General features: G+C 42.7%; 9 protein-coding genes. 5 read left to right on the top strand and 4 right to left on the bottom strand.

Going from position 1 to position 12,465, the window contains the following annotated elements; all coding sequences use genetic code 11:
• Nucleotides 1–34: 34 nt before the first annotated feature.
• The 4 genes from HF312_04925 to HF312_04910 all read right to left on the bottom strand — a co-directional run bounded on the left by HF312_04925 (nucleotide 35) and on the right by HF312_04910 (nucleotide 3,601).
• Complete coding sequence (locus HF312_04925; protein MCU7519537.1) at nucleotides 35–889, bottom strand: hypothetical protein; 855 nt, start codon at nucleotides 887–889, stop codon at nucleotides 35–37.
• A 157-nt stretch (nucleotides 890–1,046) separates the two neighbouring features.
• A complete protein-coding gene (locus HF312_04920) occupies nucleotides 1,047–1,643 on the bottom strand; it encodes a class I SAM-dependent methyltransferase (GenBank protein MCU7519536.1) in 597 nt (198 codons plus the stop codon).
• Nucleotides 1,644–1,688: 45 nt separating this feature from the next.
• The gene (locus tag HF312_04915) at nucleotides 1,689–2,942 is read right to left on the bottom strand and encodes a TlpA family protein disulfide reductase (protein MCU7519535.1); all 1,254 of its coding nucleotides are present in this window, start codon (nucleotides 2,940–2,942) and stop codon (nucleotides 1,689–1,691) included.
• Nucleotides 2,943–3,235: 293 nt separating this feature from the next.
• Complete coding sequence (locus HF312_04910; protein ID MCU7519534.1) at nucleotides 3,236–3,601, bottom strand: hypothetical protein; 366 nt, start codon at nucleotides 3,599–3,601, stop codon at nucleotides 3,236–3,238.
• 290 nt (nucleotides 3,602–3,891) lie between these two features.
• On the opposite strand from HF312_04910, the gene HF312_04905 reads away from it, so the two are divergent.
• The 5 genes from HF312_04905 (at nucleotide 3,892) to HF312_04885 (ending at nucleotide 12,390) form a co-directional block, all read left to right on the top strand.
• Nucleotides 3,892–4,341, top strand: coding sequence for an Rrf2 family transcriptional regulator (locus HF312_04905; GenBank protein MCU7519533.1), 450 nt, complete (start codon nucleotides 3,892–3,894; stop codon nucleotides 4,339–4,341).
• Nucleotides 4,342–4,359: 18 nt separating this feature from the next.
• Nucleotides 4,360–5,712, top strand: coding sequence for a cytochrome ubiquinol oxidase subunit I (locus HF312_04900; protein MCU7519532.1), 1,353 nt, complete (start codon nucleotides 4,360–4,362; stop codon nucleotides 5,710–5,712).
• Nucleotides 5,713–5,714: 2 nt separating this feature from the next.
• The gene (gene cydB, locus HF312_04895) at nucleotides 5,715–6,731 is read left to right on the top strand and encodes a cytochrome d ubiquinol oxidase subunit II (GenBank protein ID MCU7519531.1); all 1,017 of its coding nucleotides are present in this window, start codon (nucleotides 5,715–5,717) and stop codon (nucleotides 6,729–6,731) included.
• A 667-nt stretch (nucleotides 6,732–7,398) separates the two neighbouring features.
• The gene (locus tag HF312_04890; protein ID MCU7519530.1) at nucleotides 7,399–10,104 is read left to right on the top strand and encodes a TonB-dependent receptor; all 2,706 of its coding nucleotides are present in this window, start codon (nucleotides 7,399–7,401) and stop codon (nucleotides 10,102–10,104) included.
• A gap of 105 nt (nucleotides 10,105–10,209) precedes the next feature.
• The gene (locus HF312_04885; GenBank protein ID MCU7519529.1) at nucleotides 10,210–12,390 is read left to right on the top strand and encodes a glycoside hydrolase family 65 protein; all 2,181 of its coding nucleotides are present in this window, start codon (nucleotides 10,210–10,212) and stop codon (nucleotides 12,388–12,390) included.
• Nucleotides 12,391–12,465 lie beyond the last annotated feature (75 nt).

The raw sequence follows: 12,465 nt of genomic DNA, 5'->3' as shown, positions 1-12,465 counted from the left end.
GCTTCCGCCGTTTTTGAGGCTTTTTAATTTACACTTATTTATTAAATGGAAGGCTTATATAATACTTGCCCAGAGCGGATAACTCACCCGGGTTATTTGTAAACAGCCGCGTATAATGGTTATCCGTCCCGCTGCCACGTCCAATAAACCATGCATAACGGAAAACATCCTCCCGCGATTCGCAGATTTGGACCATTTCCGTCATCTGTGCCATCTGTTTTTCATAAGAGTCAATGTTTTTATTCCAGTTGGCCATTTCTGTAATCCAGATTTTCTTACCGTACTTCTTCAGCCTGTCAAGCTGTGTGCTTAAGCCGTAGTCGTACCAGTGAAATGCCAGGTAATCTATCTTCGGTTCACGGCCGCCGCTGCCGGCTTTATAGGCTTTATAAAAAGCATCAAGCCATGTAACAGGATCAGCATAATCGGTCATGGTTCCCCAGTTCATCTGAGGCCCAACCAGATAAACCGTTCTCCCCTGACTTGCCAGGTCCGAAACAACCTGCTCATATTGATACCAGTCTGAAGCCGCCTGCTCAGGAGTTCTGTTTGCCTGGTCCACTAAATTGGGCTCATTCATGACGAGTAAATATTTGATCTCGGGATGAGACAATATAAAAGACTTTATCAGCGCCTTGTCGTTGCTGCTTGTATTACCTCCCCATAGCATTGGAATATATTCCATATTATAGTTTTTGTAGTAATCTGCAGGAGCACTGGTAATTAAGCCCCAGTTATACCACCAGCTGAGATAATTTGAAAGAGTATCCAGATCTTTGGCATCTGTCAGATTATATGCTATGCCCCTTTTTGGACTTTTCTTTACCTGGTTGTCTGTAGTCTCATTTTCAGTAGATGATTTTCCTTTGCATCCGGCAATAAAACACATTGCAAAAATTATTAAAACTGATACTTTCCGGTAATAGGACATTGGAAGTTCCCTTTTTTCGGTTTAGGCACAAAACTTATTTTAGCGCTCCTAATTTAATCAAATCTATGACTATTTAAAGCATCAAAATAGAATCTGGACCCATTAAAAAATCAGGTCAGCACTTCCAGGCTTTTATGTAATAACCATCGTCATTTTTGTATTCAACTTTAGTAAACCCCGTCTGACGGAGTGCTGCCTCAACCTGTTCAACGGAATATTTTACAAATTCCTTTTCAAACCCAAGCCGTTTCAGTTCGTCGGCTGTGGCCATATAGATGAAGTATATGCCGTTTTCATTGAGAGGCGAATTTACTTTCTGGAATGCTTTGTTCAAATCATTCCAGAAATATATTACATTAATACAGAAAGCCTTATCATATTTTTCGCTTCCCGTATCCAAATCCAACAGGTCGCCATATCTCAGATTAACTTTACCTGAGTCTATATTTTTCTTATTCCTCTCAGCTGCTTTTTTATACATTAGGTCGGAAAAATCAATTCCGCCAATTATGCAGTCGTAATTCCGGGCAAGAAGTTCAATACCGTAGCCTGGACCATAGCCAATTTCAAATATCCTGTCACCGTCATTAACCCCCAGTGAAGAAATGGTTTTACTATAAAACTTCCTGTTACGCCTTTCCATCATTTTTGCAACAACAGCGCCGAATAGCCCTGAAGGTTTTCTTAACTGGTTTTGAAGAGCATGAAACATAAAAGCGACCTCCTTAAAGTTTCAAATTAATTTTTTCAGTCGTATTTAATCAGTGAAAATGCTTTTCAGCTTTCTTATCAGATCAGGACCCCGCAGGTTTTTGGCAACTATGCGCCCCTCAGGATCAATCAGGTAGGTGGTTGGATATCCAAGTACATTATACAGCTTTAGTATACTTTTATCCTGATCCTGTGCTATCTGCGGCCATGCGAGATCCTGTTTCTCCACGAAGCTTTTTAATGTCTTAACGTCATCATTAGCTATGCCCAGCATGAGGAAATTTTTATTTTTGCAGGTTTCGTAAATTTCTTTTAAGCTCTTTATTTCCTCCCTGCACGGCTTGCACCAGGTCCCCCAGAAATCAAGTAAAACATATTTTCCCTTCAACTCACTTAAATTTATCTTTAGGCCGTCGATTGTTTGTCCGGTAAATTTTAGGGCCTTTAACCCCACCTGGTTGCCTTCTGTGCTGTCGAGAACATTTTCTCTTGCAAGAATGACTTTACTTCCGTCAAGACTTGCCCCGAGGAATTTGTAATAATAATCTCCAATCCTGATTAATCCTCCCTTTTCGGTACCCCTTTCATCAACAGGACTTCCTTCTGCAAAACCTTTCCCCTTTTCCCCCAGGAGAATATTATAATGTTCTCTTGCTACAGGCCTGCCGTCTGACATAAGAGCAATAGAGTAGTTTTTGTTATCAAGCACAAACCCGCCCAGGTAATGCTCGGCATGGTTAATTAAAAGTTTGATCGAAGAATCTTTCAGATTTGGGATTAACATCTCCGGTCCGTAATCAATATACATCCATGCTTTACTTTTCCTTACATCGCGTCCATCATAATATTCATATGCCGCTTCAATTAGCAAAGAATCATTATACCTGCTAAATATATTCTGCCCTTCTTTTATATCCGGCAAAATAAAGTATCCATCGTCATTTAAATCATAATTGTTATTTTTGTCAACAAATATCCTGAGCCTGTTATTCTCATCGTATCCTGCAGCAACAGCTATCGATCCTTTTATTTCCTGCTTTGTGAACTCTGCTGGGTCAGGTTCCCAATGCCAGGAGTTCTTGCATGAGGCAAACAAGCTTTCAGAAATTTTTCCGGCGTAATAGCTTTGATATGTGTACTGCAGAAAGTCAACTTCAAATGTCCCGGACATCAAGTTTCGCAGGTTCTCCGGGATTCCTTTTATTTCCGGTTTACTTCTTATCCAGATATTTGACGGGTCCATATTCTGCAGCATTCCAAAACTTAATGGGAAGGGTCCATACCCTTTTATCTTTGTCATTTTAATGATAAGAGTATCCGGTATTTGACCAGAATGATTTGCCGAGAGATTAACCTGCGCGTGCACAGGCAGGCAAAATAAAGTAAAAAGTAACAGAAAGAAATAAGTGACAAAAGTTGAGCATTTTTCAAAAATGGACCTGAAGGAAGGCATGGAGACATTAGTTTTCATCTTATACTCCCTGATTTTCAAGAAAGAATATTGACTAAGAGAGTAAAACTATTTCATACATCTCCTTCTATATATGTTTGCTGTTGCAGCTTTATATGAAAACAGAAAAACCAAGACTAAGCTTATTTCCTTACCTCAGTAATCCTGGTGTCAGGATCATTTAACGGAATCGGTATAATTTTTTCTTTCCCCTGGTATGGTGGAATTGGGATTACCCGGTAAGGCGTATGTTTTGGGTTGTTCGGAACAATTTTAGGACTAGTATCCGCCGTATTCAGTTCAAACTGGAGAAGTGAATCCAAAGTACTTTTGGGTAATGACGAGTAAAATTTTTCAATGTCTTTCTGCTGAGCATCTTCCGGAATATTCTTCCGCAGTTTTTCAGCCCATTCACGTCTGACTGCTTTTTCTTCCTGAGTTATTTTGTTTTGAGCTGATGCATTAACCGCCAGAACCGGAAGAATACAAAAAAGATACAAAGCTTTCATTTTATCGCTCCTGTGGAATGTTCAGTCAATTAGAATTGAAAAGGAAAGATTCCATAGTGAAAGTAGATAATCTTATTAATTTTGTCAATATAGTTTTGAGTAATTAAAGCAAGCCCAATTACATCTCACATGACCTTCCCCCGACGTAAAATATCAAACACTTTATAAGTGTAAAACTTCCAGGGTAAAAAATTTGCAAAATAAAACAGGACATTGCGTCTTAAACTTGACACGTTTGTCTTTTTATTATATATTACCTCCCAGGTAATATATAATCCAAGAAGTAATATATGCAGAGTTTTATAACAAGAGAATGCGACTACGCTTTAAGAATAACGGTTTTTCTGGCAGGATTAACATCCAAAAGCCAGCTTTCAGTCTCAGAATTGTCTGAAAGGCTTCACGTCTCCAAGTCATATGCAGCAAGAATAGTTCACACGCTTAAGCTTGGCGGCATTATTAAAACCACGCAGGGGCTCTATGGGGGTGTGTCACTTGCCCGGGCAGCTGAGGCAATAACCTTTTATGATGTAATGCAGGCAATGAACTTTAAGGCGGCACTTAACGACTGCCTGGCATCAAAAGATGTATGCTCATTTCCTGCAGTCTGCAAAGTCCATGGCTTTCTTGCCATTCAGGAAAAGAAACTTCTGGACGAATTTAAGAAAGCAAGGATCTCCGACTATGCATTTGATGAGGACTCAATAGATAAAATAAACTGTGCTCTAACAAAAACTTAAAAACTCCGGGAGGAAATAATGGATGCTGTTTTTCTGGCACGGGTTCAATTTGCAATGACAGCAGGATTTCATTTTCTTTTTCCGCCTGTTTCAATCGGGCTTGCCTGGCTTGTAGTAATTATGGAAGGCTTAGGCTGGAAGAAGAAAAGTGAGATCTATCAAAAAGCAGGTAAGTTTTTCGGCAAGCTTCTGGCTCTTACATTTGCAGTGGGAGTGGCAACAGGTATTGTAATGGAATTTCAGTTCGGCACCAACTGGGCCGAATACTCAAAGTTTGTGGGGGATATCTTTGGCGCTCCGCTTGCTGCCGAAGGCGTGTTTGCTTTCTTCCTCGAATCGGGCTTTCTCGGCCTTTATCTTTTCGGCAGAAACCGTGTTTCAAAGGGGGTACACTGGTTCTCAGCCCTCATGGTAGCATTTGGAGCAACTTTGTCGGCTTTCTGGATAATTGCAGCAAATTCATGGCAGCAGACTCCGGCGGGCTACCGCATCAATAATAACCGCGCCGAACTGACTTCATTTTTTGACGCTGTATTCAACGAATCAACTCTTCCAAGATACTTCCATACGGTAGATGCTGCTTTAATGTGCGGCGCCTTCTTTGTCGCTGGCATAGCAGCATATTATCTTCTTAGGAAGCAGCACCTTGAGGTTGCAAAATCGGCCATGAAGGTCGCAGTAATCTTCGGACTTATTGTATCCGTAATGGAAGTATTCCCTTTCGGGCATGTGCACGCACAGCAGGTAGCACGCACCCAGCCTGAAAAATTTGCCGCAATCGAAGGGCTCTATACCACACAGACAGGAGCTCCGGTTGTGCTTTTTGCGATTCCTTCGGCTCCGCCTCCGGCTCTGCATGCAAAAATAGAAGTCCCCAAGCTCCTGAGCTATATGGCCTTCGGTGACGTGAACGCAAAGGTAAGAGGAATAAATGAGTTTCCTAAAGATGAAATTCCCCCTCTTGTAATGACGTTTGTTTCTTTCCACACCATGGTCGGCCTAGGAATGTTCATGATACTTGTGCTTGCCTGGGCGTTTATTTCAATGCGGAAGAATACGCTCTGGGAAAACAAGAAGCTCCTTAAAATCTTACTGTGGTCTATACCCGTTCCTGTCCTGGCTTGCCAGGTGGGATGGATGGCTGCCGAAATAGGGCGCCAGCCATGGATCGTCTATAAGCTTTTAAGAACCAGCTTTGCTGCATCAATAACCGTCAGCGCGGGTGAAATATTATTCTCAATTATAATGTTCGGAATTATTTATCTGTCGCTTCTGGGGTTGTACATATTCCTGCTGGCAAAAGAAGTAAAACACGGACCGGAGGAACTTAAGAAAGGGGCACCCGTAAAATTAGAATTAGAGGAGGCATAAAGATGGACTTAAATACAATCTGGTTTATTCTTGTAGGCGTGCTTATTATGGGCTATGCCATCTTAGACGGCTTCGATCTCGGAGTAGGCATTCTTCACCTTTTTACAAAAGACGAGACAGAAAAAAGGATCAGCCTTAATGCCATAGGTCCCGTATGGGACGGCAACGAAGTGTGGCTGCTTACCGGCGGAGGGGCATTATTTGCGGCATTCCCTGCAGTCTATGCCACCGTATTCAGCGGTTACTATATTGCACTTATGCTTCTTCTTCTGGCACTCATCTTACGCGCCATATCGATGGAATTCCGCTCTAAAGTGGAAGACTCGGGCTGGCGCAGATTCTGGGACTATGCATTCGGTATTGGCAGCCTTCTTCCCTCAATTCTTTTCGGCGTTGCAATCGGCAACATCTTAAGAGGCCTCCCGATAAATGAAAAGGGATTATTTACCGGAACATTTCCGGGGCTGCTCAACCCGTACTCAATCCTTATTGGTCTCTTAAGCATGGCAATGTTCATTATGCAGGGATCGGTTTATCTGGCAATGAAATCTGCGGGCAGCCAGAAGAAAAGAGCCGAAGCCGCTGCATCAGCCTCATGGATTGCACTCATATCTTTATATGTCGTTGCAACATTGAGCTCAATTATTATATCCCCTTTCCTGTTTGAAGGGCTGTTAAGGAATCCGTTATTCTATATCGTATTTGTCCTTCTCCTATCAGCATTTGTATACTTCCCGGTTGCGCTTAAGGCGGGCAAACTGAAAATTGCTATCATATCCTCTTCAGTTATTATAGCATCAATGATAGGACTGATGGCAATAAGCCTGTTCCCCAGACTTGTCCCTTCAGGAACAAACCTGGCATATAGCTTAACCATATATAATTCATCATCCACACCGGCAACCTTAACGGTCATGTTAATTATTGCCTTGATAGGAATGCCGGCAGTAATAGCATACACTGCCTTTATTTACAAAGTATTCAAAGGCAAAGTACTCTTAAGCGAGGAAAGCTATTAAAATGATCAGGGTATAGTGCCGCATGGGCAGGATATGGTTTAATTACCACATCCTGCCTCCTTTTTTTAGTCCCGCAAATCAGATTCCAATTTTGCTGGCCTGTTATCTGCTTTCAAGGGTAAACCCCTGTTAAAAATCAAACTTTCCACCCAGCAGCAACATACCTTTTACAATTACAAAATAGCACCTTTTATAATCCTTGATATTGAATAAAATTAGGATACTTTAATAATTAGGAAATCTCAGGCATAAACTATTTAACTGGAAATTAAAGAGAGGAGAAAGTTATAAAAGGGCCATTGTTTGTTATAATGCCGGTAATGGTCCGCTGAAGCAGAATAGTTTAGTCAAGTCGTTTTCGGTATTTCGGTGTCTCCTGTAAATGGATAATCGAAATTCCGCTTTTAGGAGCAGAAAATCCTTACGATGAAAGACTCCTTAAATTAAGATCGAAATTTCTTATCCAATACATACCGGAATTACCTCCAGTTGCAGGATTATTCAGTGAAACTGAAATATATATTATCTGTCTGATAGTTATTATGGTGATTGAATTGCGGCCTAACAGCTTAGGATGATTTTTGAGATCAAAGACATATATACGTCCATTTGAATGCAGGCATATAATTCAGCAATAACCTAAAAGACTAACTTGCAGGAGGCAATCATGCAGAAATCTACTTTTAGCTTCAAAGATTTAATTAATTCAATATGGCTCATTATTGTTTTAATTCTGACAGCATTCCTTGCAACTGACCTTGCACAAACGACCGGTACAATAAGAGGAACTGTAACACAAAGTGATGGGACTCCGGTTTCATATGCTACGGTTGCACTGGTAAATACCCCTATGGGTGCCGCCTCTGATGCGCAGGGCAGGTACACAATAGCCAATGTTCCTGAAGGAACATACCAATTGAGGGCAAGTGCAATTGGCTACAAAGCTGTCACTACTTCTGTAACAGTTACCGGCGGAAGGACAGCGTCGCATAACTTCACGCTCTCTGCAGACGTTCTTAATCTGCAGGAAATTGTTGTAACGGGTACAATTTCCCCAATACCCAAACTTGAATCCTCCGTTGCAATAAGTACAATCACTCCAAGGGAACTTGAACAGGCAAATCCCAGAAGCACAACTGAAGCTTTGCGGTATGTACCAGGCTTCACACGAGTTGAAAGTTCAGGCGGTGAGGTAAATGAAAACATATCAGTCCGCGGCATTCTGGGAGTAGAATATGTAATGTTTATGGAAGATGGACTTCCGGTATTCCCAACCATGCATACCTTCTTTATGAATGCGGATAACTTATTCAGGCCTGATGAAAACATCCAGAGCATTGAGGTTGTACGCGGCGGTTCCTCAGCACTTTTTGGATCCAACACGCCGGGTGCAATAATTAATTTTATAAACAAGACCGGAGGCCCCAGTTTTAGCGGCATAATAAAGGCAACCGGGGGAACCAAAGGCCTTGCTCGATACGACTTCAATGTAAATGGCCCGCTAAGTAACGACGTAAGATTTAACCTTGGCGGATTCTACAGGTACGACCAAGGCGTAAGATATCCTGGCTTTCCTGCCATAAAGGGCGGGCAGATTAAAGGAAGCATAACAAAACTCTTGGATAATGGGTATGTCAGGGGCAGCTTTAAGGTCATTAACGACCGGAACCAGTTCATACTTCCACTGCCTTTCCAGAACCCCGACGATCCGCAGTACGTACCGGGATTTTCAGACTATGGCGCTATGAACACCAATGAGGCCAACAATCTGGTTGTCCCGACTCCTACTGGCGACTTAAAATACCCGCTTGAGGATGGCCTCATAACACAGGCATACTGGCTTACGGGCGACGTAAGTTTTAATTTCGACGAAGGTCTGACCATAAGAAACATGGCCCAGTTCATGCAGGATTCACAGGGCTGGAATGGAATTTTTACTGGCCAGCCCACAAGCGTTAGAGACTATGTGGCAGGGCTGAAACTTCCGGCCGGAACAAATGCAAGCTTTTTCTATACAAATTACTTCAATGCAGCCGGGCAAAAGCTTCCATTTGATCTTACTGCCAATAACGGCCTGGCATTTTTATCTCCCAGCCAGCTGGTTACGGTTCAGAAACCTTTGTCGGCTTTCCAGGACCAGCTGCAGATAGTGAAGACATTCGAAAAGAAGCATACTGTTTCCATTGGGCTTTATGCTGCAAATTATACGCAGACCAACAGATGGTATTTCTCCGATATTCTGATGGATGTCAGGGATAACCCAAGGCTGGTTGACATGGCCCTTTCGACCGGCGGCGGAGCACCGGTTTTTTCGACATTCAACGGCTTCAGAAATTTTGTTTCCCTCTACCGCAATGGAAGCGGCTCTACTTCAATTTTTTCAGGAATGATCGGCGGCTCATTCGCGCTGCTCCCAAGGCTGCGCCTTGACCTGGGTTTAAGAGGTGAAATCGACAGTTACGTCCAGGACGCAGAGAATCAATCGACAGTCGACCTGGATAATAACCCGGCTACCACATATAATAACGAACAGTGGGGAAACTATTCCTTCAGGCATTTCAACCGTACAATCAGAGACTGGGCCGGATCTATAGGGCTTAATTTCGGACTTACGGACCAGGTTGCTTTATATGCCCAGGCAAACCGTGCATACAAAATGCCCGCACTAGATGAATTCCTTGACGCAACAGCCCAGCAGCAGATAGACCTCTTTGGAAACAGGAGACTTGTATCGTATGAAGGCGGCATCAAGCTCTCTGACCCGCTGTATGCTTTTACTGTTAATGGATTCTGGGAGGAACTTACGAATATCGTAAGCCAGGGTTTTGAACTGAATCCTGCAACAGGTCAGGGTGTATGGGTTATAAGAGGTAATCCGGATAACAGGGCATACGGCGCCGAAATTGAGCTCTCGCTTCAGCCAATTCAGGGCCTTGGCTTAATTGGAGTAGGCACTTACACTCAGGCAAAGAATGTAGAGGGCTCCGGCGGCGCAGCCCTTACTGCCGGCGGAATACCTAAATGGGTGGCTAATATCTCTGCAACTTATTCTATGTTGGGATTTACTGCTTATGCAGACTTCCATTATGTCGGCGCAAGAACTCTTGTAAACGCGATCTATGACCAGGCCACAGGCAAGTATACTACGTACCAGGAGTACTTTACGCTTCACGCTTATAATTATATGAATGCCGGCATTGCATACGGTTTTCCAAATCAGGGGCTGGTTCTCTCGGTTGATTTGCTGAATGTTTACCAGTCCAAGGGGCTTGAGGAAGGAAACCCGAGGACGCCGGGCATTTCTTCGTATTATTTTGTTGCAAGGCCGATACTGCCAAGGAGACTGACAGCTTCACTTAGTTATCGGTTCTAGGAAGTTATCAGAAGCTTTTGATGAACAGATGAGGTTTTTCCCGCCTCATCTGTCCAGATTTTATATTTTCCAGTAAACCCGAAAAAGATAATTGAGGGCAGTAAAATGAAACATTTAAGGATTTTCCTCTTCATGGTAATATTTTCAGCCTCCGCCGCAATAGCACAGGATGAAAGTTTTATCCTTCAGGCCAGGCACTTTCGTCCTTATTTCCCGACTTATATAGGTAACGGATATTTCAGCCTTTCTTCAACACCGATTGGAACACAGCAGGCAGAGTCGTTTATGGTTAAAGTGTATGACCATGGCAAAGATGATATTCCCAGAATTGCCTGCCTGCCTGCCTGGAATGAGATCGATTTTTATAACGGAACAAAATGGCTTAATGATCCCGCAAATGACTCAACCCAGTTTTCAGATTATTCGCAGACACTTAATATGTATAATGGAACGCTTGAGACCAGATACACCTGGAATTCAAACAAGAAGAAAACAGCAATTGATATAATAAGCTTAATTTCAAGAAGCCAGAAGAATCTTGCCCTCATGGAATTAAATATAACACCTGATTTTTCAGGCACCGTAAAGCTTGTTTTTCCATTAAAACAAAGGCAGGAGCCAAAAAGAGCAGCTCTTGCCAAACTGACTAACATCGCTCCTGTGGTTGAGGGGACCTGGCCGCCTTTCTGGTACCCGGGATATATGAAAGTTCTTAGTACAGCCTCGGAAAATGATAAGAACAGCGGGAGGATGCAGATCCTGTCGCAAAGTGACGGCAAGGATACCAGGGTTGCTATTTCAGCAGAAGTTACTTTTGACCAGCTTTCCTCCCCTGTTATAGTTTCCCGGAAGGGGAATAATTCGGCCTCCGTTGAAATCAGCTTCAAGGCTGTAAAGGGGCAAAAGTACACTTTTTATAAGTTCGTTTCCGTTGAATCCGACAGGGATGAAAAGGCAGATATCCGGAAAAAGACAGCGGATATTTGCAATAGGGCAAAAAATACCGGCTTCCAAACACTCCTGAATGAGAATAATTCTGCCATGAGTAATCTTTGGAATACAGATATTATTGCAGAAGGGGATAAGGATTTTCAAAGGTTGATTCATTCAATGATCTTTTATCTTCTTTCAAGTGTAATGGAAAATACGGGCTTCAGCATTGGGCCAATGGGTCTTGCAACATCGGGCTATTACGGGCATATATTCTGGGATGCAGATACTTATATGTTCCCCCCGCTTTTGGTAATGCATCCCGGCATGGCAAAATCCCTTGTAATGTTCAGGGTAAACGCGCTCCCGGCAGCTTTGGAAAATGCAAAGAAGAACAATTACAAAGGGGCCATGTACCCATGGGAGTCGGATGAAACCGGTGCCGAGACAACCCCTTATTTTGCCATTCAGAATGCAGCAAAGGAAAATCATATTGTTGGGGACGTAGCACTTGCACAATGGCAGTATTACCTGGCGACAAAAGATATAAACTGGTTAAAAGAATTCGGATGGAAGGTTATTTCGGCAACAGCAGATTTCTGGGTAAGCCGTGTAAATTACAATAAAGAAAAGGACCGCTACGAAATCGGGAAACTTGTTTCAGTAAGTGAGGGCATGCAGAATGTAAACAATGAAACATATACCAACTCAATTGCCAAACTGAATCTTGAGATTGCAGCAAATGCAGCTAATCTTCTAAATACAGATAAAAACCCCGAATGGAAAAAGATAGCAGAAAAAATGTTTATTCCGCTTGATGCAAAGACTCAGTCCCATCCGATCTACGAAAATGCCCCCGAAGGCACAAAAGAAGACGCCGGATTCTGGACAAGCGTGGCCCCCCTTCTGAGCTATCCCCTGCAGATAAACATGCCGCAAAATGTAAAAAGGAATGATCTCCTTAATGCTGTGAAAGGATTGGATCAGATAGGTCCGGGAGCCAATATGGGAAGTAATTTTCTACCGATTATTGCAGCCGAGCTTGGCGACGACAGTCTTTTCAACTACACAATTGAAAAAACGTATAAAGGTTACCTGAGGCCGCCTTTTAATGTGCTTGCCGAGACACATACCAACCAGTCTATTAATTTCCTGACCGGTGCGGGAGCATTTCTTCAGCAGGTAATATTTGGCTACACGGGCTTAAGGCTGACTGATAAAGGATTCATTCAGGAATTCAAGCCCATGCTCCCAAGAAATATCACTTCACTTACACTAAAGAACTTCACCTTAAACAACAAACTCTTTGATATCAGCATCAGGAATAATAAACTGGATATGACACCGGTAAAGTAAGCACTTAAAACAGGAAACGGGATCCATTAATACTAATGTTCCCGTTTCCTGTTCCTTAGCTTCTTGTTTCCATCC

The organism is Ignavibacteria bacterium, from assembly GCA_025612375.1.
GTDB lineage: Bacteria > Bacteroidota > Ignavibacteria > Ignavibacteriales > SURF-24 > JAAXKN01.
The sequence above is the reverse complement of the archived record's forward strand: the minus strand, read 5'-3'. Positions and strand labels throughout refer to the sequence as shown.